The following is a 25,018-nucleotide window of genomic DNA, read 5'->3' as shown; positions in this document are numbered from 1 at the left end:
ACGGGTGACGGCGCGGGCCGTCAGGTGACGCGGTGCCCCCGCGCGTCCTCGTGGGTGTAGTAGCGGTAGAACAGCGCCCCGAAGACCGCCGCCGCGACCAGCAGGGACACGAGGACGCACGTGAACATGGCCACCCCGCTCTGCGCGTACAGGAAGCCCAGCGCGCTGCCCGCGAAAGCGCCCCACAATGCCGCGTGGCCTTCGCGCGGCAGCCGCCGGGCCACGGCCCGCACCGCGGCGTAGAGCACGACGAACGCGAGCACGGCCAGGAAGCCGAACAGCAGGTTCCGACCGGTGATGGGGCCGCCGTAACGGCGGATGGACGCGGCCCAGTAGCCGTAGACCAGCCCGGTCGCGACGGGCCCCGCCCACCGCGCCACCCGGTGGGTCCGCGCGCTGAAGACGTCGGGTGTCCTCGTACGCGGGCCGCGCGTGCCCGTCCCGGGGGACGTCCCGGGGGACGTTCCGGTGGATGTGCCGCGTGCCGGTACCGCGTGAGCCATGAGCGCACTCCTCTCGCCTCGCCCCCGACTACCAGGGCACACCTGGGCAGGCGGACCGGCAAGTCAGGATGCGGGCCGTGGGGGCGCGTGTTTCGCTGGCTCCGTGAGGGGTCGCGACCGCAGGCCGGTGCGCGGCCGGTGGCGGCTGATCGGCCGGCTCGTCCAGGCCGCCGGCCGGGGCGACGTCGTGTCCCGGCACGAACTGCTCAGCGTCCGCGGCCACAGCGTCGCCTGGGCGTTCCCGCTGCTCCTGCTCGTCGGTATCGCCGCGGCCGACATCACCACCGGCGCGTTCGAGATCATCTCCTGGACGGTGCTCGTGCCCGGCGTGGCCGCCGCGATCTGCGGGGTGCGGGCCACGGCCGTGTTCGCGGTGGTCGCCGTCGTCGTCTACGTCTTCGCCGACACCGTCTGGCAGCACCGCGACGAGACCGGTCTGCCCGGCCTGGTCCTCGTCACCCTCGGCGGGGCCATCGCCGTGGTCGCCGCCGCCGTCCGGGTCGGCGGCGAGCAGCGCATGCTGCACATGCGGGACATCGCCGACGCCACCCGCCGCACCGTGCTGCGCCCGCTCCCGGTGGGCTTCGGCGGCCTCGACCACGCCGCCGTCTACCTCTCCGCGGACACCGAGGCCCGTGTCGGCGGCGACTTCTACGACATCCAGCCCGGCCCGCACGGCACCCGTGTCCTCGTCGGCGACGTGCAGGGCAAGGGGCTGGGCGCGGTGGACACGGCCGCCGCGCTGCTCGGCACCTTCCGCGAGACCGCCTACCACGAGCCGGACCTCGCGACGGTCGCCGAGCGCCTGGAGATCCGTATGCGGCGCCACCGTGCGCGGACCGCGGCCCTCGGCCGGTCCGACGGCGACCGGTTCGCCACCGCCGTGCTGATCGGGTTCTCGGACGACCTGCCCGACGTGGTGGACGCCGTCGTCTTCGGCCACGAACCCCCGCTGGCGGTCGGTCCCGCAGGCGTACGGGCCCTGCCGGCCGTCGGCGGACTGCCGCTGGGCATGAGCGACCTCGTCGCCGGCTCGCCGGTGCCGCCGGTGTGCCGGCCGGCCCTCGCCGCGGACGAGACGCTGCTGCTGGTCAGCGACGGGGTCACCGAGGCCCGCGATCCCGGCGGATGCTTCTACCGGCACGCCGAGGAGATCGCCCGCGCCGTCGCCGCCGACCCCTCGAACGCCGCGCCGTCGCGGCTGGTGGCGCTCGTACGGGACGGCACGCTGCGGCACTGCCGGGGGCGGCTCGTCGACGACACCACGGTCTTCGCGGTACGGCGGCGGGGGGTGCCCGCGGACGGCTGAGTGCCCCGCTTCGCAGCCGCACCGGTTACGGTGCTGCCGTACGTGATCGACAGGGGGAGGGACATGCCCGGAACCGTGCTGCTGCTCGCGGCGTCGCCCGTGGGCAAGGGGGGCCTGGTGGACGCGGCCTCCGTGCTCCCCGTGCTCGCGGCCGTGCCGCCCGCCGTGCTCTCCGGCACCGACACCGCGAACGTGGTCGAGCTCGCCGACCCGCTGGAGCCGCAGGCCGTCCTCACCCGGCTGCGGGCCGCCGCGGCGGCGCCCGGCCCGCTGACCGTCTACGTCACCGGCCAGCTCCAGCTGGACCGGCGCCAGCGCCTGCCGCACCTGGCGCTGGCCCGCACCACACCGGCGACCGTCCGCTACACCGCCCTGCCCTGGCACTGGCTCCGCGAGGAGCTGCGGCTGCGGCCGAGCGGCGCGACGACGCTCCTGCTCGACCTGCACGCCGACCAGGAGACCTGGCAGTGGCTGCGGGAGAACCCGCTGGACTGCGGGCGCAACAACGCCGTCTACGGGCGCATCGCGCCGCCGCCCGCGCGGCGGAGGGTGGCCACCCCGTCGTACATGCGGGCCGTCGCGACGATCCTGCGCAGCGGGCACCGTCCGCCGCCGGACCAGCTGCACGAGCAGGCGCTGGCCCGCGGCGCGGCCGAGGGCGCGGGGAGCGGCGGGCCGGCCGGCGCGGACCTGGTGCTCACGGAGCCCGGGCCGGCGGCGGGCGACCCGCACGCGGTCATCGCCGCCGCCGTGCAGGCCGGGCGGCACGCGGACGCCGACGAGCTCGCCGCCCGGCACGAGCGGGCCGCCGCCCAGGCACACGGGCCCGCCTCCGAGGACGCGCTGCACTGGACGGAGGTCCGGGCGGACCTGGCGATGTTCGCGGGGGACCCGGCGCGCAGCTGCCGGGCCTGGCTGGCGGTGGCCGAGACCCGGCTGGTCGCCGGACAGCCGCCGCAGGCACCCGCGGTGGAGGCGGCCGTCGACCGGGCCCACCACCAGTGGGGGCAGGTCCGCGACGCCGGGGCGGCCCGGGAACTGGGCGCGGCACTCGTCGCGTTGCGCGGCCGGGTGCCCGGACCGCGCGAGGGCGCGCTGGACCACGTGCAGCGGGAACTGAGCCGGTTGCAGACCCAGGGCTGAGACGGTCCTGCTCCGGGGCCGCCGCCGTTCGTCTCGCTCGCACGCGGCTGCTCGCTCGCACGCGGCTGCTCGCTCACCCGCGGCTGCTCGCTCGTACGGGGCCGCTTCGCTCGCACGCGGTCACCTCGTCCGCGCGTGGCCGTTTCGCCGGCGCATGCCCACTTCGCCGGCGCAGGGCCGCTTCGCCCGCTCGGCCGGCTCGTTGCCGGCGCGCGTGCCGCTAGCGGTCCGTCGTGGCCAGTGAGCCCACGACCGGGGTGGTGCCGCCCGCCGGCGCCGGTGCCGGTGCCAGCGGGGATGCCGGTGCCGGGGTGTGTGCCGTGTCCGTCGGTCCCGCGTTCGCGGCCAGCAGCAGGCAGGCCACGGCGGCGACGGCGGCGGCGAGGGCTCTGGCGTAACGTTCGGCGGTGCGGGTGCGTCCGGGCACGGCGTCCTCTGCGGATCGGGGATTGCGCCAAGCGCTGTTAAGCACGCTTAATCCGCGGTTTAACCTAGAGCCGTCCGAGTCGAACGGCAAGAGCCACAGGGGGAGTCGGCAGTGGGGGACCGTGACGACCGGGACGACCCGGGGACGATCGGACGCCGGGTACAGCGGCTGCGGGCCGAACGCGGCATGACCCAGCGCCAGCTCGCGGAACCGGCGTACACACCCGCCTACATCTCCACCCTCGAGGCCGGCCGCGTCCGCCCCTCCGACGAGGCACTGCGGCATCTCGCCGAGCGGCTCGGCGTCGGCTACGAGGAGCTGGCCACCGGCCGCCCGGCACGGCTCGCCACCGACCTGCGGCTCAGGCTCACCGAGGCGCGGCGCACGCTCGCCACCGAGGGCGCCGAACAGGCGGCCGGACAGTACGCCGAGCTGCTCGCCGAGGCCGAGGCGTACGAGCTGCCCGAGGAGCGGGCCGCCGCGCTGCTCGGCCTCGGGGAGTGCGCGGTGGAGACCGGTGAACTGATCGCCGGCCGACGGTACTTCGAACAGGCCGAGGAGTGCCTCACCGAGGCCGGCGCCCCGCTGCCCGCCCGCGTCCCCGCCCTGCGCGGACGCGCCCTCGCCCACTACCTCGCCGGTGAACTCCGGTACGCCGTCTACCTCCTCGAGTCCACCCTCGACGAGCTGAACCGCGGCGGCCTGCACGACCCCGACGCGCTGCTGCTGCTCTACGCCAGCGCCATCGGCCCGTACATGGACATGGGCGCGCACGCGCGCGCCGCCCAGGCCGCCGAACTCGCCCTCTCCCTCGCCCCCAGCGCCGGCGACCCCGCCCTGGTGGCCCGCATGCACCGCTCCGTCGCCCGCACCCTGCTCGCCGACGGCCGCCTCGCCGAGGCCGACGCCTCGCTCGCCAGGGCGGCCGAGCTCTACCGCACGCTCCAGCTCCGCACCGAACTGGCCAACTGCCACTGGATGCGCGGCTACGTCTGTGCCCAGAACGGTGAACTCCCGCGCGCCGAGGAGGAGATGCGGGAGGCACTCGGCATGCTCTCCGCCACCCGCGCCGCCCTCTACAGCAGCCAGGTCGCCGTCGAGCTGGCCGACGTACTGCACCGGCGCGGCAAGTCCGGGGAGGCCGCCGAACTGCTGCACGGGATCCTGGACGACCTCTCCTCCGAACGCGGCGCCGTGCACGCGGCGGGCGCGCACCGGCTCCTCGGCATCATCGCCGAGGACGCCCGGGACACCGAGGCCGCCGAGGAGCACTACGTCCGCGCCCTGAGCCTGCTGGAGCGGGCCGGGGCCGCGGGCGACCTGGCCGACCTGTGCCGGCTCCTGGGCGACCTGCTGCGCCGCACCGGCCGCGTGGAGGCGGCCCTCGACGCCTACCGCACCGGCCTCGGGCACCGCACGGCACCCGGCACGACCACCCTGGGCCCGGCGCCCGCACAGCCGCCGCTGTAGGGAATCCTGGGCGGTGCACAGCGGCGCCGGTCAGCGTGTCGCCGGGGGGACAGGGACGAGCGGGACGAGGCACGTGGACGACCAGCGGACAGTGACCGGCCGGACGGTGGCCGACGGTGTGCGGCTCACCGTGCGTGCGCTGGTGTACGCGGTGCTCGGCGGCGCCGCGCTGCTCGCCATCGTGACCGTGGCCTCGGTGCTGGGCCCGACCCTCGCCCTCGACCTCTACACGCCCCCGGTGGCGGCCTGGTGGACGGTGTTCACCGCCGTCGTCGTCCAGGGCGTGCCCTTCCTGCTGCTCGGCACGGTCGTCTCCGCGGCGATCGGGGCGTTCGTGCCGGAGCGCGTCTTCAGCCGCCTCCTGCCCCGCAACCAGGCCCTCGCCGTGCCCGTCGCCGGTGCGGCGGGGGTGGTGCTGCCCGGCTGCGAGTGCGCGTCGGTGCCGGTGGCCGGGAGCCTGATGCGGCGCGGGGTGGCCCCGGCGGCGGCCCTCGCCTTCCTGCTGTCGGCGCCCGCGATCAACCCGGTGGTGCTGGTCGCCACGTCGATCGCGTTCCCCGGGCAGCCCGCCATGGTCGCCGCGCGCCTGGTCGCCTCCCTCACGGCGGCGGTGGTGATGGGCTGGCTGTGGGTCCGGTTCGGGAAGGACGAGTGGCTGCGGCTGCCGAAGAGCCGTACGGCACCCGGTGCGTCGTCGTACGGCTGGACCGGCTTCGTGACCGGACTGCGGCACGACTTCCTGCACGCGGGCGGTTTCCTGGTCGTCGGCGCGGGCGCGGCGGCCGCCTTCAACATCGCCGTCCCCCGGTCCGTGCTGGACGTCTTCACCGACTCGGCCTGGCTGTCCGTGCTGCTGCTCGCGGTCCTCGCGGTGCTGCTGTGCGTGTGCAGCGAGGCGGACGCGTTCGTCGCCGCCTCGCTGAGCGGGTTCTCACCGACCGCGCGGCTGGCGTTCATGGTGGTGGGCCCGATGGTCGACCTGAAGCTGATCGCGCTGCAGACCGGGACCTTCGGCCGGGCCTTCGCGGTCCGCTTCGCGTCGGTGACCTGGGTGGTGGCCGTGGCGAGCAGCGTGCTGGTGGGGTGGTGGCTGCTGTGAGCCGTTACGGACCGGCCGTCCTCCTCGCACTGACCGGCGCGGCGGTGCTGCGCATCTCGCTCTTCGGCGACCTCTACCTGCGGTACGTGCAGCCGGGGCTGCGGCCGTACCTGATCGTGTCCGGAGCGGTGCTGGTGCTGCTCGCGGCGGCGACGGCCCTCACCCGGCACGGCGAGGAGTACCGCGACCGCGACGAGTACCGCGACGGCGAGGACCCGGACGTCCACGGCCGCGGCTCCGGGGAGGCGGACGTCCGTGGCCACGGCCGCGGCCACGGATCGGAGGAGGCGGACGGCCACGGTCACAGCCACGGCCCGGCCGGCCCGCGCGTCGCCTGGCTCCTCACCCTGCCCGCCCTCGCCCTGCTGCTGTTCCCGCCGCCCGCGCTCGGCTCCTACAGCGCGGAACGCGAGGCGGCGCAGCGTGCGGCCCAGGGCGTCGGCGCCTTCCCGGCGCTGCCGTCCGGGGACCCGGTGGAGCTGACCCTCGCCGAGTTCGGCTCCCGCGCGATCTACGACAGCGAACGGTCACTGACCGGCCGTACCGTACGCCTGACCGGCTTCGTCACCCGCGGTGACGACGGGACCTGGTACGTCACCCGGCTCCAGGTCTCCTGCTGCGCCGCCGACGCCACCGCCGGCAAGGCCGAGATCCGCGGGGCCGGCGCTCCGCCCGTCGACACGTGGGTCACGGTCACCGGCACCTGGCACCCGGAGGGCGGGCTCGGCTCGGAGGCGGCCTGGCCACCGGTCCTCGACGCGACGGACGTACGGCGGGTGACGCAGCCCGCGAACCCGTACGAGAAGCGCTGATCCCTCGTCCACCACCTGCGGAACGCCCGGGTTTCCCCTGGTCCGGCACGGGTAGTCGAGCCTCCGGCCGCGTGAGCGAAGGAGGCGGTGCGCGTGCGGCCCAGCGAGGAACCCGGACGGTCCTCCGAGGGGGCACGCGCCGCCGAGGTGATCGCCGGGGAGGTGCGGGACGCCCCGCCGGGCGAGGTGCCGGGACGGCTGTGCGGGGCGGCCGTCCGGCTGCTGCCGGTGACCGGGGCGAGCGCGTCGCTGCGCGGCGACGGCGTGCCGGTACGGCTGTGTGCCAGCGGTGACCGGGCGTCCTACCTGGCGGAGATCCAGGCCACTCTGGGTGACGGCCCCTGTGTGAGCGCCGCCGAGTCGGGTGCGCCGGTGCTCGCCTGCGACCTGACCGCCGGTGCGGACGCCGGCCGCTGGCCCGTCTTTGCCCAGCAGGCGACGGCCGTCGGCGTACGGGCGGTCTACGCGCTGCCGCTGGGCAGCGACGCCGTCTGCCTGGGCACGCTCGACCTCTACCGGGACACCCCCGGCCGGCTGACCGGCCCGCAGTTGCACGTGGCGCGGCTCGTGGCCGGCGTCATGACGGTGGCGCTGATGGCGCTGCCGCGCGGGGAGGAGGCCTGGCTGGACGAGCTGGCCGGTGACCACGACGAGGTCTACCAGGCCGTCGGCATGATCATGGCCCAGCTGGGGGTCGGCGCCGATGAGGCCCTGGCCCGCCTGCGTGCCGACGCGTTCGCCCGCGACCGCACCGCCCACGACGTGGCGCGCGACGTACTCACCCACCGCCGACGCCTCGACCGCGACCACTAGGCCGTTTCGTCCGGATCGTCCACCTGGCGTTCCGGCCGTGGCGGCCGGTCCGGAGAACAAGGGCTCGAAACAAGGGCTCGACCTGGAGAACGCTGTCCACGCCAGGAACGCCGTTCACGCCTGGGAAGCTCGTGCGTCGTGGCTCTCGCGATGGGTGATGACTTGATCCATGTGGGTCTGGGCCCACTGTCTGAGTCCGCGTGTCAGGTGATGGAGCGAGAGGCCGAGGTCGGTCAGCTCGTACGTGACGGTGACGGGGACCGTGGGTGTCACCGTGCGGATGAGCAAGCCGTCGCGTTCGAGAGCCCGTAGGTTCTGGGTCAGCATCTTCTGGCTGACGCCGGCCAGCAGCCGGGCCAGTTCGGAGTAGCGCATCGCCTTGGGGGCGTGCGACGCGCCGGGCTGTTCGGGTGTGTCACCGCCCAGTGCGCACAGGATCAGGACGACCCATTTGTCCGAGATCCGGTCGAGGAGCTGACGGCTGGGGCACACGGCCAGGAACGCGTTGTACTCCGCCTTCGCCTGCGCCTTCTTGTCGGCCTTCATGGTCGCTGACCTCGCCTCTCCCCTTCTGGGTGGTTACGCACTTCAAGGTGCCTACTTCCCCGCAGGAAGCTGCTCTCCCATGCTGGTGCAAAGGGGCTGGAGACACCACCCCTGTCACGAAGGGAAAGGCACCGCGATGGACACGCCCTCCACACCCCTCCCCGGCGGAACCTGGACGCTGGGCGACTCAGCCGTCACCCGGTTCGGTTACGGCGCGATGCAGCTCGCCGGCCCGTGGGTCATGGGACCGCCCGCCGACCACGACGGTGCCCTGGCCGTGCTGCGCGAGGCGGTCAGCCACGGGATCACCCACATCGACACCAGCGGCGCCTACGGACCGCGCATCACCAATGAGCTGATCCGTGAGGCACTGCACCCCTACCCGGAGTCGCTGTTCATCGCCACCAAGGTGGGTGCGACCCGCGACGCGCAGGGCGGCTGGCCCACGGCCCGGCGCCCCGAAGACCTGCGCAAGCAGGTCCACGAGAACCTCGAATCCCTCGGCGTCGAGACCCTCGACCTGGTCAACATGCGTATGGGCGATGCTCAGGGCCCGCAGCCCGGCTCGATCACCGAAGCGCTCGAGACGCTCGTCGACCTCCAGAACGAGGGCCTGATCCGCCACCTCGGCGTCAGCAACGTCACCGGCGAGCAGGTCGCCGAGGCGCGCGGCGTCGCGCCGATCGTGTGCGTGCAGAACATGTACAACCTCGCCCACCGCCACGACGACGACCTCGTGGACCACCTCGCCGCCGACGGCATCGCCTACGTGCCGTTCTTCCCCCTGGGGGGCTTCACGCCGCTGCAGTCCGAGGCCCTCTCGCAGGTCGCGAACCGACTGGGGGCGACGCCGATGTCGGTCGCGCTGGCCTGGCTGATGCAGCGCTCGCCGAACATCCTGCTCATCCCCGGTACTTCGTCCACCGCCCACCTGCGCGAGAACATCGCAGGCGCCGGTCTCTCCCTCTCGGACGAGGACGTGGCCGAACTGGACGGCATCGGCCACTGAACGGCACACAGCCCACCAACGGGGACCCGGCCATCGGGCGGACCGGCCGATGGCGTGATCGTCCGGCTCGCCGCCCGGGAACCCTTCCTCGCTAGACCTGTGCCCGCCCCTGCCGCCGGATCTCCACCAGCCGCTCCGTCCCGACCCCGACGGCTGCCCGGGTGGCGTCGTCGGCCGGTTCGCCGGGGCCGCCGTTGGTGAGGCTGATCGCGTCGTCGCCGACCCGTACGGCGACGAGGTCCACGGTGAGGACGGCACCCTCGGCACCCTCGGCGCTCACCGTCACCCTCAGGCCCTGCCGCGCGTCCCCCGCCTCCGGGAGCGCCAGGCCGGTGACCCGGGCGTCCCGGGTGGCGCCGTTGGCGGTCCGGGCCGTGAACCGCCCGCACGTGTCCGGCAGCGTCGCGAGCCAGGCCAGCGTCCTGTCGATGCCGGCCGCGCGGTGCGAGGTGATCCGGAAGTGCAGCTGGGCCCCGCCGGCCGCGTCGTCCAGGGCGACCGAGGCACGGGGGGCGGTGGCGGCACCGAAGAGCTCCTCGGTGTAGAGGACGTCCAGGAGCCGCCCGCAGTCGGGATGTTCGGCGGTGGCCTTGAGCACCTCGTCCCGCCAGGTCGCGGCACCCCGCGTCGGCTCCCACGTCTCCCCCAGGTCGGCCTCCGTGATCAGGGCCGCCCGCGCCTGCTCCCGGGTGAGGGCGGGCGGCACGGCGGGTGACGGGAGCGCCGCCGGGGACTGCGCGGTCGCCGACGTGGTGCCGGCCGGCCGGTCCGCCGCCCGCCCGCCGTTGGAACAGGCCGCCGCCGTCAGCGCCAGCGCCGCCGACAGCGCGGAGGCGAGCAGGGGTCGTGCGGCGGGGGCGTGCTGCATCGGGGGTGGCCTCCTGGCGGGCGGGGTGACCGGCGCCGTGCAGGACCGGTCGCACCCTCCACGGCACCACCACCCCCACCTCGCCACCAGCGCGCGGGGCCGTCCGGGTGAGACGCGCGCGCCCGCGTCCGGGCGGCCCGGAGGGTGCCGAGGGTGCCGAGGGTCCCGTACCCGGTGGTGGCCGGCGTACGGGAGGCGGTGGGCGGCGCCCTGGCGCATGTCCGGCGGGGAGGCGACCCGATGGACGTCCGCCTGCCGGGACTTGTCGCCTGCGGGATTCGTACACCTGTGGGACGTACACCTGCGGGGCGGGCGTCCGCGGGACGTACATCTGCGGGACGTACACCTGCGGGCGGCCGTCCGCGGGACGGTCGCCGCTCCGGCCGGGTCCCCGGCGCGGAGCCACCGCGGTGGCCCGTCGGCCGGGTCCGGGTGCGCGTCCCCGAGCGGTGGGCCCGAGCAGCGGGAAGGCGCGCGAGGCCGCGTAGGGTCACCGGAACACCGGAACCACCCCCCCACAGAGCCCGAGGAGCCCCGCCGTGACGACCGACACCGGCCGGCAGCCCATCCCGGTGATCATCGACTGCGACACCGGCATCGACGACGCACTGGCCCTGCTGCTGGCCGTCCGCCATCCGGGGCTCGACCTGCGCGCGGTCACCTGCGTGGCCGGGAACACCGATGTGGAGGGGGTCGTACGGAACACCCTGACCGTGCTGGAGCAGGCGGGCGCCCCCGACGTCCCCGTCGCCCGGGGCGCCGGGCGTCCGCTGATCGAGGACGTGCGCACCGCCCGGCACGTGCACGGCCACGACGGCATGGGCGACCTCGGCCTGCCCGCCCCCGCCCGCACCCCCGTCGACGTGGACGCGGTGACCCTGCTGCGCCGGGAGATCCTCGCCTCGCCGCGCCCGGTCACCCTGATCCCCACCGCCCCGGCGACCAACATCGCGCTGCTGCTGCGCACCCACCCGGAGGTCACCCGGAACATCGAGCGGATCGTGTTCATGGGCGGCGCGGTGGCCACAGGGAACGCGACGCCGGTCGCCGAGTTCAACGTCTGGCACGACCCGGAGGCGGCGGCGATCCTGCTCACCGCCGGGGTGCCGATCACCATGTACGGGCTCGACGTGTTCGAGCGGGTGATCGTCCCCGGCCCGGACGTACGCCGTCTGCGTGCGAGCACCGAGCCCGGCACCCGGCTCGCCGGCGAGCTGCTCGCCCACCGCGGCCCGGCCACCGACGAGTCCGACCCCGGCGGCGGCCTCGGCGACGCGGGCGCGGTCTGCGCGGTGATCGACCCCGGCGGCCTGACCACGCACCGGCTGCCCGTCGAGGTGTCCCTGGCCCCCGGCCCGGCCCGCGGCCAGACCCTCGTCGACCGCCGCCTGCGCGTCGGCGAGTCCGAACTGCACGACGGCACACGCGAACAGCCCCTGGTGGACGTGGCGTTGGACGTGGACGTGGCCCGGTACGTGGAGCTGTACCTGACCGCGGTGGAGCAGCCCCGCGGGCTCGCGGCCTAGGCAGTCCGGTTCGCCGTCCGGTCCGGGGGCAACGGCCCGATCCGTGCTCTCTGCACGCAGGGCCAACGGCACGGCCGGACCGGCGACCCGTTGATCCACAGGAGCGGCATCGTGTGCGGGAAGCCGTCCAGCCTGTCCGGCGGGGACACGAAGCGCCGGTACTCCGGGTCCGGCGCCGGCCGGCCAGGGCTTCCCCGCGCGACAGCGGTGCGCGATCCGAGCAGAAGGGGAGGGCTTCGGCCGGCGGTCCTCGCCCCGCGGCAGCGCCAAGGCGCGTAGTCCCCGGCGCGTCGCGGGCGCGCGGGTTCGCTTTTCGGGTGATGTGGACAGATCTATTCGTGTCGCCCGCACGCATCGCGAAGGAGCCCGCGTGACCGTACGCAGCACCACCCGCACGCCCGACCTGTCGTCCAAGGACCCCAACTGGTGGCGGCAGGCCGTCATCTACCAGGTCTACCCCCGCAGCTTCGCCGACGCCGACGGCGACGGGCTCGGTGACCTGCGCGGCATCACCCAGCGTCTGACGCACCTGGCCGCGCTGGGCGTGGACGCCCTGTGGCTCAGCCCGTTCTACCCGTCCGAGCTGGCCGACGGCGGCTACGACGTCGACGACTACCGGGACGTCGACCCGCGCCTGGGCAGCCTGGACGACTTCGACGCCATGGCCGCCGAGGCCCACCGCCTGGGACTGAAGGTGATCGTCGACCTGGTCCCCAACCACACGTCGCACCGCCACGCGTGGTTCCGGGAGGCCCTGAACGCGGGCCCCGGCTCTCCGGCCCGCGACCGCTACGTCTTCCGCGACGGCAGGGGCGAGCGCGGGGAGCTGCCGCCCACCGACTGGCAGTCCGTCTTCGGCGGCAGCGCCTGGAAGCGGGTGCCCGACGGCCAGTGGTACCTCCACCTCTTCACCCCCGAGCAGCCCGACCTGAACTGGGAGAACGAGCAGGTCCGCGCCGACTTCCGCACCACGCTGAAGTTCTGGTCCGACCGGGGCGTCGACGGCTTCCGCGTCGACGTGGCGCACGCGCTGGTCAAGGACCTGACCGAGCCGCTGCGCGACCTCGGCTCCCCCGAGCTGAGCAGCGAGGCGGCGCTCGCGGAGTTCGCCCCGGGCACCCACCCGTTCTACGACCGCGACGACGTCCACGAGGTCTACCGCGACTGGCGCAAGATCCTCGACGCCTACACCCCGCCCCGCATGGCGGTGGCCGAGGCCTGGGTGCCGGGCGCCCGGCGTGCGCTGTACGCCCGTCCGGACGAGCTGGGCCAGGCCTTCAACTTCGAGTACCTCCAGGCCGGCTGGGACGCGGCGGAGCTGCGCGAGGTCATCACCGGCTCGCTGGCCGACGCCCACGCCGCCGGTGCCTCGGCGACCTGGGTGCTGTCCAACCACGACGTGGTCCGGCACGCCACCCGCCTGGTCCTCCCGCCGGGCACCGACACCGACGCCTGGCTGCTGTCCGGCGGCCACGCACCGGCCGTCGACGAGCGGGCCGGCCTGCGCCGGGCGCGCGCGGCGACGCTGCTGATGCTGGCGCTGCCCGGCTCGGCGTACGTCTACCAGGGCGAGGAGCTGGGCCTGCCCGAGGTGGCCGACCTGCCCACCGAGGTCCTCCAGGACCCGATCTGGGAGCAGACCGGGCACGTCCGCAAGGGCCGCGACGGATGCCGGGTCCCGCTGCCGTGGACGACGGACGGGCCGTCGTACGGCTTCGGCGCGGGCGCGGCGTGGCTGCCGCAGCCGCCGGGCTTCGCGGCGTACGCCGTCGAGGCCCAGGACGGGGTGGCGGGCTCCACCCTGGAGCTGTACCGCACGGCCCTGCGCCTGCGCCGCAAGCTGCTCGACGGCGAGTCGCTGACCTGGTCGGACGACGTCCCGGCCGGGGTCCTCCGGTTCGACCGCTCGGACAGCTGGCGCTGCGTCACCAACCTCTCCGGCACGACGGTCGACCTGCCGGCCGGCGAGGTGCTGCTGAGCAGCGCACCGTTGGTCGGCGGCCGCCTGGGGCCGGACACGACGGTGTGGCTGGGGCTGTAGCGGTCGCACGGGGGCCTGTGGGGCGGCCGGGCCTGCGGACCTGCTCCAGGGACCTGGTGGGTGCAGCCCCGCGAGAGCACGCGGGGCTCCTCCAGTGAAAGTGAAGGTTCCGGGGCGCCGTCACGCACGCCGGTGCCCCGCCGGACCGGGGGGCAGTGGACGTGCGCGCGCCCGTCGCGGCGGGCGGGCGGGCGGCGAGTGAGTGGGCCCGTGCCGGGCGGCAGGCCCGGCGGGGCCCGGCCTGCCGCCCGGGCGGGGCCGCCGGGTCAGACGTGCCCGGGGCCACCGCCGCCGAAGGACCCGCTCGACCCCGGCAGCCAGCGGCGGCGGATCTGGTCCTGGCCCCGGCGGCTGCCCGAGTGGTGGAGCTCGTACGGCATGAGCCGTGGGCTCCCGTCCGTGATCAGCGGGATCTCGTCGGGTTCCCGCACCTCCCGTTCCTCGTGGACGGCGCCGGTTGCGGGAAGTCTGCCGTGCTCGTCGGCGTGGGGGCGTTCGGGTTCTTGTTCCATGACCCGCATGCCCATACGCACGGCCCAGATCAGCGCGCCGGCGATGACCAGCCCGCCGATGAAGGCGATCGTCACGTTGAGCGCGTGTGAGGACGCGGCCAGCAGTTCAAGCGTTGCCGTACTCATGTTCTGATTATGTACCCCCAAATGAGATAAAGCGCCAGGAATGTCCGAGTAGTCCCTTCGGGGGGCTTTCCGGGTGGGGCCGTGCTGATTGAGGGCGGTCGGTGCCTGGTACCCGGCCGGCAGTGCGGCGGCGTCGGCGCCGAGCCCGCCGCCCGCACACGGCCCCGCGTCGCCGCTGGAAGGAGCACCCCCATGACCGTGCCGTTGACGGCCGACGCCCACGAGTACGGCCTGGTCGGGGACGGTACCGCCGACGACCGGCCGGCACTGCAGAAGCTGGTGGACACGTTGGGCGACGCCACCGCCGCGGACGGGCGGCCGCGCACCGTACGCGTGCCCGCCGGGCGGTACGTGATCCGGGACCGGCCCGTGCTCTGGCGCAGCGGCGTCTCGCTGACCGGCGCCGGACGCGGTGCCACCTGCTTCGCCCTCACCAACCCCGGCGCCCCCACGCGGCCGGTGCCGCTGGCCTGGTTCACCACCGCCCAGCACGGCGCCGGGCGGGACAAGCACATCGCCGACGTCACCTTCGCCCACTTCGAGATCGACGGCTCCGGGGTGGAGACCGAGGAGTACGAGGTGCTGGCCAAGGGGCTCGGCCTCCAGTACGTGCTGCGCGGGCGCTTCAGCGACCTGTACATCCACGACACCGCCGCCACCGGTTTCGGGTGCGACTTCCTCCAGGACACCGTCGTCGAGGGCGTGCTCGCCGAGCGGTGCGGGCGGCAGGACCCCGGGGAGAAGATGGGCGGCGCGGGCATCGGCATCGGGGTCGGCGGCTGGGGGCCGGTCGAACGCACGGCGGTGACCGACTGCACCGCCAACGGCAACGGCACCAACGGCATCTTCCTCGAACTCCAGCAGGACGACTGGGTTCCGCCCCGGGGCATCCGCGTCACCGCCTGCCACACCGAGGACAACCGCTACGGCATCTCCGACTGGGGCGCCGACGGCCTGCTGGTCACCGGCTGCACGATGCTCGGCAACCACGTCGCCGGGTTCGACGTGTCGGCGCAGGGCACGACGAGCGTCGGAGGGCGCGGCGGCATCGTCACCGGGTGCGTGATCGACGGCAACGCCGGGGACGGGGTCGCCCTCGGCAACACCCCGGGTCCGTACGCCTTCCGCGGCAACCGGATCAGCAACAACGGGCGGTACGGCTACTGGCAGCACAACCTGGCCGGCGGCGACCAGGAGCCCGCCACCGACATCGTCCTGGAGTCCAACGACCTCCACGACAACGCCCTGGACGGCATCCGCGTCGACGCCCCGCTGCACGAGCCGGCGATCTTCGGCAACCGGGTCCGGAACAACGGCCGCCGTGCCGCGCCCCCCACACGAGGAGGCGGCGAGGGGGTCCACTGCGGGCCGCTGTCCCTGACCGACGAGAACGCCGACTGGCTCCCCGGCGGCCACCGCGGCAAGGAGCTGACGGTCGGCGACCGGAACGCCGAGGACACGCCCGGCACCGCCGCGGGGGACGCGCCCGGCACCGCCGCCGAGGTCACCGTGGTGGTCGTCGACAACACCGCCACCGAACTCACCCTCGCCCCCGCACGCCCGGGCGCGGCAACGGCCTGGCCCGTCGGCACCCCCGCCCCCGGCGCCGCCTACCGCCTCCCGGACTGCCCGGCCCCGCGCACCGGCCTCACCGCCGCCGCGGCCGTGGCCCACCCGTACGTGCACGGCAACCGCGTCCGGGACGACGGGCGCCCGCGCACCCAGACCCACGCCCTGTGGATCGCGCACGAGGCCACCTGGACCGGCGGCCGGGTCTCCGGCAACGACTTCAGCGGCAACGCCTCGGCGGCGACCCGCTTCGACTCGGCCCCGAGCGGTGGGCGCTGGCGCGACAACGACGGCTGACGCGCCGCCCGCCCCCCGGGGCCGCCGCCGGGCGGGACGGCGCCGCCCGCCGTCTCACGGTGCCCGCAGCGCGTCCACCGCGATGCGGGCCGCCGTGCCGATCACCGCGTCCGCCGCCGGGAGGACGGCGGCGGTGTGGGCGGTGCGGGTGAAGACGGCGACGGCGTAGCGGCCGCCGTCGGGGTACTCGACGACGCCGACCTCGTTGCGCAGGGTCGGCAGGCTGCCGGTCTTGCCGGCCACGTGGACGTCGTCGAAGGGGAAGCCCGAGGCCAGGCGGTGCGGCCACACCTGGAGGCCCATGATGCGGCGCACGGCGGCGCCGTACTCGGGCGGGCACGCCTCGTCCCGCCAGACCGCGGCGAGCAGGCGGGTCATGTCGCGGGGGGTGCTGTGATTGGTGCGGGCCGGGTCCAGGGCGCGGAGCCGGGCGATGACGTGCGGGTCGGTGAGGGCCTGGGCACCGGCCGGTCCCGTGTCCTCGCGCATCGCGGCGAGCATGTCGCCGAAGCCGTACACGGCTCGCGTGCGGGTGAGGCCGAGCCGGGCCGCGGTGCGGTTGACGGCGTCCAGGCCGACGCGGCGCAGCAGCAGGTCGGCGGCGGTGTTGTCGCTGACGGACATCATCAGGAACGCCGCGTCGCGCAGTGACAGCCGGACCGGGTCGAGCATGGCCGCCAGCCCCGTGGGACCCGGGGTGCGCCCGGCGGGCGGGCACTCGGTCTGCTCGGTGAGGTCCAGCGCCCCGGCCGCCGCCAGTTCGTGCAGCGTGACGAGCACGCACAGCTTGTGGACACTGGCCGTGCACACCGGCTGGTCCGCCCCGGCACCGACCTGCGCGCCCGAGTCGATGTCGACGGCGTGCAGCCACCCGGTGACCCCGGCGTCGGCGAAGGCCGCGTCCAGACGGGCGGTGGTCGCGGTGTCGGTCACAGCCAGAACTCCGATGCCGGACGAAGGTGCAGTGGCCGGGCGGGTGCCTCGGAACGGGCGCCGGCCGTGGTGCGCAGGGCGTGTGTGGCCGCGTCCGCGAAGGCGCCGACGGCGGTGTCACCGCGCCCCCTGGGCCAGGCCACGGAGTGCCGCCAGGCCAGCGGGGCCCCGGCCAGCGGACGCCAGACCAGGTCCCGGTCACCGGCCGCGGCGAGCCCGGTGTCGCGGGGGCCGAGGGCGACCGCCCCGGACGACAGCACCAGTCCGCGGACGAAGCTGGCACCCTGGCCGTGCCGTACGGCGGCGGGGGTGTAGCCGCCCCGGGCGCAGGCGGTGAGCAGGTCGTCGTAGACCGCGGGCGCGCCGGCCCGCGGGAAGAGGACCAGGTCGTAGCCGGTGAGGGAGGCGAGCGGTACTTCGTCGAGATCCGCCTGGGCCGCGCCGCGCGGCAGCAGCACGCCGAGGTCGCGGCGCAGCACCGGGCCCAGCTCCAGACCGGTGACGTCGCACGGGTGGTGGATGAGGCCGACGTCCAGCTCGTGGGCGGCGAAACCGGCGAGCTGCTGGGCGGTGGGCAGTTCGTGCAGTTCGAGTTCCAGGCCGGAGCGGCGGTGCCGGAAGTCGGCCAGCAGCGCGGCGACGGTCTCGCCGGAGATGTCGGGGGACAGGGCGGCGCGCAGCAGGCCGCTCTCGCCGTCGCGGATGCGGCGTGCGGCGGCCCGGAGGGAGTCGGAGCGGGCGAGCAGCTCGCGGGCCTCGGCGAGCAGCAGCGTGCCCGCCTCGGTGATCGTCACCTGGCGGCTGGTGCGCTCGAAGAGCCGGACGCCGAGTTCCTTCTCCAGCCGCTGGATGCGCTGTGACAGGGGTGGCTGGGCCATGCCGAGGCGGGCCGCGGCACGGCCGAAGTGTGACTCTTCTGCAACAGCCACGAAGCACTCCAGGTGCCGCACCAGGTCCACGATCAGGAACCATATCGGAAATTGATCGGATCGACATTCATATCGATCTTGGACAGGGATGCCGCCGGGTTGCTCTCCTCGGGGCATGCGTTCCTTCCGTGATCTCTCGCACCGCACCCGCCGGTGGCCCGGCGTGCTGGCCCTCGCCCTCGCCCTCCCGCTGGCCGGCTGCGCCACCGAGTCCGGCCGTCCGGACGCGACGCCGCCGACCAGCGGCGGACCGTCCCGGGCCTCGGGCAGTACGGCCTCCGCGGCACCGGACGCCCACGCACAGCTGCGCGTGGACGGCCGCACCCGCCAGTACCTCCTGCACCGGCCCGCCGATTCCACCGCCGGCGGTCCGAGGCCCCTCGTCATCGCCTTCCACGGCCGCGGCGCCGACGCGGCCGAGATGCGCGAGAAGAGCCGGCTGGAGCGGGCCGCCGGCGAGCGCGGCATGCTGGTCGCCTACCCGGAGGGCCTCGACAACGGCTGGGGCGCGGGCACGCAGGCGACCGCGCAGCGGCCGGACCCCGACCTCGACGTCCGCTTCACCGAGGCGCTGATCCAGCACCTGGTGCGCACCGAAGGGGCCGACCCCGAGCAGGTGTACGTCGCCGGTTTCTCCAACGGAGGCTCGATGGCGCTGCGCTTCGCCGCCGAGCGTCCCGGCCTGCTGGCGGGCGCCGCCTCGGTCTCCGGCCAGCTGCCCGCGGGCGACGCCGCGGTCGAGCCCACCGGGCCCGTCCCCGTCATGGTCGTCTACGGCGCCGACGACCCCGTACGCCCCCTCGAGGGCTGGCCCTCCCCGCCGCCGAACCCCGAGGAGCCGATCCTCCCGAGCCTGTCGGCCCGGGACAGCGCGGAGGCGTTCGCCGACGCGGGTGGCGCGGGCGAGCCGGTCACGGAGGACGAGAAGGGCTACGACCGCACCGTCTGGCACCTGAAGGACGCGAAGGGTCCCAAGAGCGCGAAGGGCGCGAAGGGCGCGAAGGGCGCGAAGGACGCACCGGCGTCCGGCGGAGGGGCCGCCACCGTCCAGCTCCTGGTCGTCGAGGACGCCGGTCACACCTGGCCGGGTTCGTCGGTCGCCCCGCCCAAGGGATTCGGCCCCATCAGCCAGGCCCTGAACGCCACCGACACGATCCTCGACTTCTTCACGGCACCGGTCGCTGAGTGACGTGATGTGACGTGGCACTTCCCGGGCCCGGGAAGTGCCACCGGCCCCGGAAAGTGCCGTCAGCCCTGGGAGGTGCCCTGTCCGCCGGGTGCCGTACCGGGAGTCCCGCCTCCGGCGTCATCACGGCGGATCGCCTCGCCCTGGATGACCCGGGGCGCCTCCCGGTCCTCGGGCGGCGTCCGCTCCTCGTCCTTCATCGCGCGGGCCTCGGCCTTGAGGATGCGGGCGGACTTGCCCGCCGAGCGGGTCAGCTCGGGGAGCTTCTTGGCGGCGAGAACGGCTATGACGACGATGAGAATGATCGCGAGTTCGCTCAGTCCGAACACGGCGCTCCCCTGGTGAACGTACGGTGCGAGCCCGCGGCACGGGCCCGCACGGAATCTACGGCATGACCGGTGGCGTCGAAGGGACCAGAGGCCCCGGGGCCTCCAGAGACTCTCGAGGCCCAGGAAGTCTCAGAGGCCCCAGAGGCCTGGTAAAGCCACAGAGGACCCAGAAGGCCCGGAGGCCTCAGAGGCCCCAAAGGCCCCAAAGGCCCCAAGGCCCCAGAGGCCGCAGTGGTCTCAGAGGTCGAACTCGTGCGGCGGCAGGTCCAGGGCGTAGCACGCCTCGCGGACGACGGCCCGCTCGTCGTTGTCGAAGTCCCCGTCGGCGCCGCCGATCACGATGCCGATCTGCACCACGGCCCGGGCCTCGGCGGGCTTCTTCTTCGCCTTGGCGATCTCCTGCAGGACGCCGACCTTGCCGAAGGCGAAGTCGGCGGTCAGCTTGTCCAGGTTCTCCTCGAAGCGGCGGCGCAGGTCGTCGGCGGGGAAGTTCTGCAGCACCTCGTTGGTGGCGATGAGCTGGGCCACGCGCTGCCGCTCGGACGGGTCGACGGTGCCGTCGGCGGCGGCGACCAGCGCGCACATCGCCATGCTCGCGTCGCGGAAGGCGCCGCTCTTGAGGTCGTTCTTCTTCGCCACGAGCTGCGTCTGCATCTGCGACGCGGACTCCTTGAAGCGGTCCCACAGGGCCATGAGAACTCCGTACGGGTCGGGAGAGCGGGCGACTTTCTACACCCGTGTAGAAGTTACCAGGCTTCCCCGCCGGGCTCGGAAGCCGTCCCCGCCCCCCGGCTTCACGTCCGTCCGGGGAACAAGCGGAGTCGTCCCGCCGTTCTCTACAGTCGAGTAGAAGCGCAGGGATCCGAGGGCATGTGAGGACTCCCCATGCTTTTGCCCGTCCTTTACCATGAGAGGGAAAACCTCGGGCGACCGGCTGGTACCGGCGCCCGCCGACCCCGTTAAGGAGTCCCGTTCCGTAATGGAGCCTCCCAGTACCGGCCGTGCCATGGCCGGCCCGCAGTCCCCCCTGCTGTTTGCGCGTGAGGGAAGCGGGGTGGCACGGTGACCGAGGTCCTGCTGCTCCTGCTGGCCCTCCTCCTCACCCTGGCCTGCGCGCTCTTCGTCGCGGCCGAGTTCTCCCTCACCACGGTCGAGCGCGGTGACCTGGAACGTGCCGCCGAGTCCGGCGAGCGCGGTGCCGACGGCGCCCTGAAGGCCGTACGGTCCCTGACCCTCCAGCTCTCCGGCGCCCAGCTCGGCATCACCGTGACCTCGCTGGTCATCGGCATGCTGGCCGAGCCGTCCCTCGCGGTGCTGCTGCGCGGCCCGCTGCGGGCGATCGGCCTGGGCGGTGCCGCCCCGACGGTCGCGACCGTGCTCGGCGTGGTCGTCTCCACCGTCGTCCTGATGGTCGTCGGCGAGCTGGTCCCCAAGAACTGGGCGATCTCCCGCCCGCTGGCCGTCGCGAAGGTCGTCGCGGGCCCGCAGCGCGGCTTCACCACCGCGTTCGGCCCCTTCATCCGGCACCTGAACGACAGCGCGAACCGTTTCGTACGCCGCTTCGGCCTGGAACCGGCCGAGGAGCTGGCGTCCGCCCGCAGCGCCGAGGAACTGGTCGCCCTGGCCCAGCACTCCGCCGCCGAGGGCGCCCTGGAGGCCGACTCGGCCGAGCTCTTCGTGCGCACCCTGCACCTGAACGAGCTGACCGCGGAGAACGTCATGACCCCGCGCGTGGACGTCAAGGCCCTGGAGGCCCACGCCACCGCCGCCGACGCCGCGAACCTCTCGCACGCCACCGGCCTGTCCCGCTTCCCGGTCTACCGGGAGAGCCTGGACGAGGTCATCGGCACCGTGCACATCCGCGACGTCCTGGCCCTGGAGCCGGACCGGCGCAGGTCCACCCCCGTCACCGAGCTGGCCACCGCGCCGCTCCTGGTGCCGGACAGCCTGCCCGCCGACCGCCTCCTGGAGCGCATGCGCGCCACCCGCACCATGGCCGTCGTCATCGACGAGTACGGCGGCACGGCGGGCGTGGCGACCGTCGAGGACATCGTCGAGGAGGTCGTCGGCGAGGTGCGCGACGAGCACGACCCGGTCGAGATACCGGACCTGCTGCCCGCCCCCGCCGAAGCGGACGGCCGCGCGGCCTGGGAGGCCGACGGCTCGCTCCGTCTGGACCACCTGGAGCGCATCGGCCTGACCGCGCCGGACGGACCCTACGAGACCCTGGCCGGCCTGGTCGCCACCCACCTGGCACGCATCCCCGCCAAGGGCGACGTCGTCGACCTGGACGGCTGGCGCCTGGACGTCCTCGACGTCGACCACCACCGCGCCGACCGCCTGCGGGTCACCGCGCCCGCGCCGGCCCCGTCGGCCGACCGCGAGCCGGAGGTGGCCCGATGACCGCCGTACAGCTCCTCATCGGCGCCCTGACGCTGCTGACCAACGCGTTCTTCGTCGGCGCCGAGTTCGCCATGATCTCCGTGCGCCGCAGCCAGATCGAGCCGCGCGCGAAGACGGGCGACAAGCGCGCCCGGATGACGCTGTGGGGCCTGGAACACATCTCCGCGATGATGGCCACGGCCCAGCTGGGCATCACCGTCTCCTCGCTGGTGCTCGGCGCGGTCGCGGAACCGGCCATCGCACACCTGATGGAGCCCGTGTTCGAGGCGGTCCACATGCCGCACGCGCTGGTCCACCCGGTCGCCTTCGCGATCGCCCTGGCCCTCGCCACGTATCTGCACATGCTGATCGGCGAGATGATCCCGAAGAACATCGCGCTGGCCGCCCCGGCGACCACCGCGCTGGTCCTCGGCCCGCCGCTGGTCGCCCTCACCCGGGCCCTGAAGCCGTTCGTCTTCGGCATCAACGCCTTCGCCAACACGCTGCTCAAGCTGCTGCGGGTGGAGCCGAAGGACGAGGTGGAGGCCGTCTTCACCGACGACCAGCTGGCCCGCATGGTCGTCGACGCCAGCGAGGCCGGACTGCTCACCCCGGCCGACGGCGAACGGCTGCGCGACGCGCTGGAACTGGGCACCCGCCCGGTCGGTGAGATCCTGGTCCCGGCCCAGAAGATGCGCACGGTCAGCCACACCGTCACCCCGGCGGAACTGGAGCGCATGGCCGCGGACGCGGGCTACTCCCGCTTCCCGGTCACCGGCCCCGGCGGCACCGTGCTGGGCTACCTGCACATCAAGGACACGCTGGGTCTGACCGACCGCGACCGGCCCTTCCCGCGCACGGCCCTGCACCGGGTCACGCGGGTCCGCATCGACACCCCGCTCGACGACACCCTCACCGCCCTGCGCACCGAGGACAGCCACCTGGCCGCCGTCACCGGCGAGACGGGCGCGGTGCTGGGCTTCGTGACGATGGAGGACGTCCTGACGGAACTGGTGGGCCCGACGACACCGGTGGCCTGACCCGGGAACTCCCGCACGACCACGGGCGTCTCCCACAGCGAAACGGTGCCGACAGCGGCGCCGGCACCGCTGGGGGAGGCGCTCGTGGCCATGGTCGGCCTGTTCTGGATCACCGAGGACGCCGTGTACGTGGGTGCCGAACCCGTCGGCACGGCGTCCGGAGTGCGTCTGACCAAGGACGGGGTCGAGACCCTCGGGCTCGGCCAGGGCCGCTTCTGGGCCTGGGACGACGTCCGCGGGCTCGACGTCCAGGACGTCGCCGTGCGCTCCACCGCACGGCGGCTGGCCTCGATGGCGTTCGACTCCGTCTACGCCATGGTGACCGGCGACGGCGAACAGCCCCCGGCCTTCACCGTACGGGTGGAGACCGAGGACGACGGCACGGTCGAGGCGACCGCCCTGGCCGCCGTCCCCGGCGGCATCCACACCCCCGACGAGTACGACCTCTCCCGCACCCTCCTCACCCGCCTCACCACCGGCGCCACCCCCGTCGACGACCTGCTCGCCTGGCGCCGTGACGAACCCGAGGACGTCGCCCCGACCAGGGACCAGCGACTGGCCCTGCTGCGGGAGTGGACGACGGCCTCCGCCTGACACCTGCCGGCAAGCCCTCCGGCACGCGACGGACATCGTGTACGTGGGCAGCGGGACCAAGAGCGGGTCGACCCTCGTGAGCCGACGAAGCGGACCGGCTACCCGGCGAGACCGCGGAACAGACCCTCGAGGTCCCGTTCGCCGTCCCGGGTCTGGGCGCCGTTGGCCAGCCCGGCGTCCATGAGCTGTGCTGTGGCGGGGCGGAACACGAGCCCGGCCCAGGCGTCGTTCTCCCGCGCCAGACCATCGGAGTGATCGCGGAGGACCATGGCGCGCTTGGCCGCCGCGACGACGCCGCCGGGCAGCGCGGCGATGTTCCCGGCGAGGCGGTCGACGAACTCGTCGAGCCGGTCGGCGGGGACGGCTCGGTTGACCCAGCCGTACCGCTCGGCGGTCTCGGCGTCCATCAGGTCGGCGCCGAGCACGATCTCCAAGGCACGGTTACGGCCGACGCGCTCGGCGAGGTACTGCGTGGCACCGCCGCCCGGGACGATGCCCATGAGGGCCTCGATCTGGCCGAGCCCGGCCCTGCCGATCGCCGCGAACGCCATGTCCGCGGCCACGACGAACTCGGCCCCGCCGCCGCGCGCCTTGCCCGCGAGCTTGACGACGGTCACCTGAGGCTGGCGGCGTAGCTGCTCCCCAACGGCCTGGAAGACGTTGACGCCGTCCGGCAGGTCGGCCATGAGCCCGGCGAGGGCGTCGGGGGTGACGGTCATGTCGACGTGGGCGAGGAAGAAGTCGGGGTCCGCGCTGTCGAACACGATCACGCGTACGGTGTCGTCGTCGGCCAGCGTGGTGAGCAGGCGCCGCACATCGGTCATGACCGCGACACTGAGGACGTTGACCGGCGGGTTGTCGATCGTGACCTGCGCGACTCCGTCCTTCCGGCTGACCCGCAAGGTCTGGTAGGCGTCGTGGCCCATAACGTTCTCCTAGGTATCCGACAGGGCTCTGGTTCCTGTTGCATACCTACCGTGAAACCGTCTCTGACCTGCGTCAATAACGCACTTCAGGCATCCCAGGGATCGTGGAGGATACCGCCATGGCCACTTCCGAGGCCGTCTACCGGGCCATCGCCGAGCACGACGTGGCGTTTCGGTCCGACTGTCCGAGCAGGCCGATCCTCGACCAGATCGCCGACAAGTGGTCGATGATGGTGATGGCGGTCCTGGTCGAACCACGCCGGTTCAACGAGATCAAGCGCCGTCTCGAGGGCGTCACGCAACGCGTCCTCACGCAGACCCTGCGCCGGCTCGAACGCAACGGGATGGTCGAGCGCCGCGTGCTGCCGACCTCGCCGGTCGGCGTCGAGTACTCGCTGACCCCCCTCGGCGAATCCCTGCGCGAGCCGTTCGCCCACCTCTACGACTGGACCGTAGCGAACGCCCCCGAGATCCGAGCACGCCAGCGCGACTACGACCAGCGAGCTCCGCGCTGACACCAAGACCATGAGGCGGCTCCGACATGCCCTTGGGAGTGCGCCTCCAGCCGGACGGCGACAGTGCCGCCGCACACGGTCTACCACCACGAGTTCGGGCTGAGCAGCTTCAGG

The 25,018-nt window shown here is 74.1% G+C and carries 25 protein-coding genes; 15 read left to right on the top strand and 10 right to left on the bottom strand.

Going from position 1 to position 25,018, the window contains the following annotated elements; translation table 11 throughout:
- Window positions 1–20: 20 nt before the first annotated feature.
- Window positions 21–503 (bottom strand): hypothetical protein, encoded by a 483-nt coding sequence (locus ACP4IX_RS29950; RefSeq protein ID WP_426557649.1) that lies wholly within the window; start codon window positions 501–503, stop codon window positions 21–23.
- Window positions 504–630: 127 nt separating this feature from the next.
- Between ACP4IX_RS29950 and ACP4IX_RS29945 the strand changes: the two genes are divergently transcribed.
- The gene (locus tag ACP4IX_RS29945; RefSeq protein WP_426557674.1) at window positions 631–1,812 is read left to right on the top strand and encodes a PP2C family protein-serine/threonine phosphatase; all 1,182 of its coding nucleotides are present in this window, start codon (window positions 631–633) and stop codon (window positions 1,810–1,812) included.
- Between the two features lie 63 nt (window positions 1,813–1,875).
- A complete protein-coding gene (locus tag ACP4IX_RS29940) occupies window positions 1,876–2,955 on the top strand; it encodes a hypothetical protein (RefSeq protein ID WP_426521032.1) in 1,080 nt (359 codons plus the stop codon).
- A 220-nt stretch (window positions 2,956–3,175) separates the two neighbouring features.
- Here ACP4IX_RS29940 and ACP4IX_RS29935 read toward each other — a convergent pair whose 3' ends face one another.
- Window positions 3,176–3,382 carry a hypothetical protein gene (locus ACP4IX_RS29935; protein ID WP_426521030.1) on the bottom strand — a complete coding sequence of 69 codons (207 nt, stop codon included), beginning with the start codon at window positions 3,380–3,382 and terminating at the stop codon, window positions 3,176–3,178.
- A 111-nt stretch (window positions 3,383–3,493) separates the two neighbouring features.
- Between ACP4IX_RS29935 and ACP4IX_RS29930 the strand changes: the two genes are divergently transcribed.
- From ACP4IX_RS29930 to ACP4IX_RS29915, 4 genes are all read left to right on the top strand, one after another.
- Window positions 3,494–4,852 carry a helix-turn-helix domain-containing protein gene (locus tag ACP4IX_RS29930; protein WP_426557647.1) on the top strand — a complete coding sequence of 453 codons (1,359 nt, stop codon included), beginning with the start codon at window positions 3,494–3,496 and terminating at the stop codon, window positions 4,850–4,852.
- A 73-nt stretch (window positions 4,853–4,925) separates the two neighbouring features.
- Window positions 4,926–5,951, top strand: a complete 1,026-nt coding sequence (locus ACP4IX_RS29925; protein ID WP_426557646.1) for a permease — start codon at window positions 4,926–4,928, stop codon at window positions 5,949–5,951.
- Complete coding sequence (locus ACP4IX_RS29920) at window positions 5,948–6,763, top strand: TIGR03943 family putative permease subunit (RefSeq protein WP_426557644.1); 816 nt, start codon at window positions 5,948–5,950, stop codon at window positions 6,761–6,763. Before ACP4IX_RS29925 ends, ACP4IX_RS29920 begins: the two co-directional genes overlap by 4 nt.
- Before the next feature lie 87 nt (window positions 6,764–6,850).
- Window positions 6,851–7,576 (top strand): GAF and ANTAR domain-containing protein, encoded by a 726-nt coding sequence (locus ACP4IX_RS29915; RefSeq protein WP_426557642.1) that lies wholly within the window; start codon window positions 6,851–6,853, stop codon window positions 7,574–7,576.
- A gap of 114 nt (window positions 7,577–7,690) precedes the next feature.
- Here the strand turns inward: ACP4IX_RS29915 and ACP4IX_RS29910 are convergent, their stop codons facing one another.
- Window positions 7,691–8,122, bottom strand: coding sequence for a winged helix-turn-helix transcriptional regulator (locus ACP4IX_RS29910; protein ID WP_426557640.1), 432 nt, complete (start codon window positions 8,120–8,122; stop codon window positions 7,691–7,693).
- A gap of 136 nt (window positions 8,123–8,258) precedes the next feature.
- Between ACP4IX_RS29910 and ACP4IX_RS29905 the strand changes: the two genes are divergently transcribed.
- A complete protein-coding gene (locus ACP4IX_RS29905; protein WP_426521021.1) occupies window positions 8,259–9,131 on the top strand; it encodes an aldo/keto reductase family oxidoreductase in 873 nt (290 codons plus the stop codon).
- Between the two features lie 91 nt (window positions 9,132–9,222).
- Here ACP4IX_RS29905 and ACP4IX_RS29900 read toward each other — a convergent pair whose 3' ends face one another.
- Window positions 9,223–9,999, bottom strand: a complete 777-nt coding sequence (locus ACP4IX_RS29900) for a hypothetical protein (protein WP_426557638.1) — start codon at window positions 9,997–9,999, stop codon at window positions 9,223–9,225.
- A gap of 539 nt (window positions 10,000–10,538) precedes the next feature.
- Here ACP4IX_RS29900 and ACP4IX_RS29895 point away from each other — a divergent pair.
- Both ACP4IX_RS29895 and ACP4IX_RS29890 read left to right on the top strand, forming a co-directional pair.
- Window positions 10,539–11,525 (top strand): nucleoside hydrolase, encoded by a 987-nt coding sequence (locus ACP4IX_RS29895; RefSeq protein ID WP_426521017.1) that lies wholly within the window; start codon window positions 10,539–10,541, stop codon window positions 11,523–11,525.
- A gap of 370 nt (window positions 11,526–11,895) precedes the next feature.
- Window positions 11,896–13,566, top strand: a complete 1,671-nt coding sequence (locus ACP4IX_RS29890; protein WP_426557636.1) for a glycoside hydrolase family 13 protein — start codon at window positions 11,896–11,898, stop codon at window positions 13,564–13,566.
- 266 nt (window positions 13,567–13,832) lie between these two features.
- Here the strand turns inward: ACP4IX_RS29890 and ACP4IX_RS29885 are convergent, their stop codons facing one another.
- A complete protein-coding gene (locus ACP4IX_RS29885) occupies window positions 13,833–14,204 on the bottom strand; it encodes a DUF6479 family protein (protein ID WP_426521013.1) in 372 nt (123 codons plus the stop codon).
- A 192-nt stretch (window positions 14,205–14,396) separates the two neighbouring features.
- Between ACP4IX_RS29885 and ACP4IX_RS29880 the strand changes: the two genes are divergently transcribed.
- A complete protein-coding gene (locus ACP4IX_RS29880; protein ID WP_426557635.1) occupies window positions 14,397–16,070 on the top strand; it encodes a right-handed parallel beta-helix repeat-containing protein in 1,674 nt (557 codons plus the stop codon).
- Between the two features lie 54 nt (window positions 16,071–16,124).
- Here ACP4IX_RS29880 and ACP4IX_RS29875 read toward each other — a convergent pair whose 3' ends face one another.
- Both ACP4IX_RS29875 and ACP4IX_RS29870 read right to left on the bottom strand, forming a co-directional pair.
- Entirely contained in the window at window positions 16,125–17,003 is an 879-nt protein-coding gene (locus tag ACP4IX_RS29875) for a serine hydrolase (RefSeq protein WP_426521010.1), read from the bottom strand.
- Window positions 17,000–17,962: a LysR family transcriptional regulator gene (locus ACP4IX_RS29870; protein ID WP_426521009.1), complete on the bottom strand. Its 963-nt coding sequence runs from the start codon at window positions 17,960–17,962 to the stop codon at window positions 17,000–17,002. Before ACP4IX_RS29870 ends, ACP4IX_RS29875 begins: the two co-directional genes overlap by 4 nt.
- Before the next feature lie 85 nt (window positions 17,963–18,047).
- Between ACP4IX_RS29870 and ACP4IX_RS29865 the strand changes: the two genes are divergently transcribed.
- Window positions 18,048–19,121, top strand: a complete 1,074-nt coding sequence (locus ACP4IX_RS29865; RefSeq protein WP_426557633.1) for an alpha/beta hydrolase family esterase — start codon at window positions 18,048–18,050, stop codon at window positions 19,119–19,121.
- A gap of 59 nt (window positions 19,122–19,180) precedes the next feature.
- Here ACP4IX_RS29865 and ACP4IX_RS29860 read toward each other — a convergent pair whose 3' ends face one another.
- Both ACP4IX_RS29860 and ACP4IX_RS29855 read right to left on the bottom strand, forming a co-directional pair.
- The gene (locus tag ACP4IX_RS29860) at window positions 19,181–19,447 is read right to left on the bottom strand and encodes a twin-arginine translocase TatA/TatE family subunit (RefSeq protein ID WP_426521007.1); all 267 of its coding nucleotides are present in this window, start codon (window positions 19,445–19,447) and stop codon (window positions 19,181–19,183) included.
- Between the two features lie 237 nt (window positions 19,448–19,684).
- Window positions 19,685–20,140 carry a tellurite resistance TerB family protein gene (locus ACP4IX_RS29855; RefSeq protein ID WP_426557631.1) on the bottom strand — a complete coding sequence of 152 codons (456 nt, stop codon included), beginning with the start codon at window positions 20,138–20,140 and terminating at the stop codon, window positions 19,685–19,687.
- A gap of 369 nt (window positions 20,141–20,509) precedes the next feature.
- On the opposite strand from ACP4IX_RS29855, the gene ACP4IX_RS29850 reads away from it, so the two are divergent.
- The 3 genes from ACP4IX_RS29850 to ACP4IX_RS29840 are packed head-to-tail and all read left to right on the top strand — an operon-like array spanning window position 20,510 to window position 23,463.
- Window positions 20,510–21,850 (top strand): hemolysin family protein, encoded by a 1,341-nt coding sequence (locus ACP4IX_RS29850; protein WP_426521005.1) that lies wholly within the window; start codon window positions 20,510–20,512, stop codon window positions 21,848–21,850.
- Window positions 21,847–22,869 (top strand): hemolysin family protein, encoded by a 1,023-nt coding sequence (locus tag ACP4IX_RS29845; protein ID WP_426521003.1) that lies wholly within the window; start codon window positions 21,847–21,849, stop codon window positions 22,867–22,869. The genes ACP4IX_RS29850 and ACP4IX_RS29845 overlap by 4 nt, the downstream gene beginning before the upstream one ends.
- 45 nt (window positions 22,870–22,914) lie before the next feature.
- A complete protein-coding gene (locus ACP4IX_RS29840) occupies window positions 22,915–23,463 on the top strand; it encodes a hypothetical protein (protein ID WP_426557629.1) in 549 nt (182 codons plus the stop codon).
- A gap of 98 nt (window positions 23,464–23,561) precedes the next feature.
- Here the strand turns inward: ACP4IX_RS29840 and ACP4IX_RS29835 are convergent, their stop codons facing one another.
- Window positions 23,562–24,389 carry an enoyl-CoA hydratase/isomerase family protein gene (locus ACP4IX_RS29835; RefSeq protein WP_426557627.1) on the bottom strand — a complete coding sequence of 276 codons (828 nt, stop codon included), beginning with the start codon at window positions 24,387–24,389 and terminating at the stop codon, window positions 23,562–23,564.
- Window positions 24,390–24,508: 119 nt separating this feature from the next.
- Between ACP4IX_RS29835 and ACP4IX_RS29830 the strand changes: the two genes are divergently transcribed.
- Complete coding sequence (locus ACP4IX_RS29830) at window positions 24,509–24,904, top strand: winged helix-turn-helix transcriptional regulator (RefSeq protein WP_426520997.1); 396 nt, start codon at window positions 24,509–24,511, stop codon at window positions 24,902–24,904.
- The last annotated feature ends 114 nt before the right edge of the window (window positions 24,905–25,018 follow it).

Source organism: Streptomyces sp. WG5, assembly GCF_049974565.1.
Lineage (GTDB): Bacteria > Actinomycetota > Actinomycetes > Streptomycetales > Streptomycetaceae > Streptomyces.
This window is presented reverse-complemented; position numbering and strand designations above follow the sequence as displayed.

Excerpts from the sequence above, each read along its gene's own strand:
- ACP4IX_RS29950 (WP_426557649.1), bottom strand. The coding sequence starts at position 503 with ATGGCTCACGCGGTACCGGCACGCGGCACATCCACCGGAACGTCCCCC.
- ACP4IX_RS29940 (WP_426521032.1), top strand. The coding sequence starts at position 1,876 with ATGCCCGGAACCGTGCTGCTGCTCGCGGCGTCGCCCGTGGGCAAGGGG.
- ACP4IX_RS29910 (WP_426557640.1), bottom strand. The coding sequence starts at position 8,122 with ATGAAGGCCGACAAGAAGGCGCAGGCGAAGGCGGAGTACAACGCGTTC.
- ACP4IX_RS29905 (WP_426521021.1), top strand. The coding sequence starts at position 8,259 with ATGGACACGCCCTCCACACCCCTCCCCGGCGGAACCTGGACGCTGGGC.
- ACP4IX_RS29900 (WP_426557638.1), bottom strand. The coding sequence starts at position 9,999 with ATGCAGCACGCCCCCGCCGCACGACCCCTGCTCGCCTCCGCGCTGTCG.
- ACP4IX_RS29885 (WP_426521013.1), bottom strand. The coding sequence starts at position 14,204 with ATGAGTACGGCAACGCTTGAACTGCTGGCCGCGTCCTCACACGCGCTC.
- ACP4IX_RS29880 (WP_426557635.1), top strand. The coding sequence starts at position 14,397 with ATGACCGTGCCGTTGACGGCCGACGCCCACGAGTACGGCCTGGTCGGG.
- ACP4IX_RS29865 (WP_426557633.1), top strand. The coding sequence starts at position 18,048 with ATGCGTTCCTTCCGTGATCTCTCGCACCGCACCCGCCGGTGGCCCGGC.
- ACP4IX_RS29855 (WP_426557631.1), bottom strand. The coding sequence starts at position 20,140 with ATGGCCCTGTGGGACCGCTTCAAGGAGTCCGCGTCGCAGATGCAGACG.
- ACP4IX_RS29845 (WP_426521003.1), top strand. The coding sequence starts at position 21,847 with ATGACCGCCGTACAGCTCCTCATCGGCGCCCTGACGCTGCTGACCAAC.
- ACP4IX_RS29835 (WP_426557627.1), bottom strand. The coding sequence starts at position 24,389 with ATGGGCCACGACGCCTACCAGACCTTGCGGGTCAGCCGGAAGGACGGA.
- ACP4IX_RS29830 (WP_426520997.1), top strand. The coding sequence starts at position 24,509 with ATGGCCACTTCCGAGGCCGTCTACCGGGCCATCGCCGAGCACGACGTG.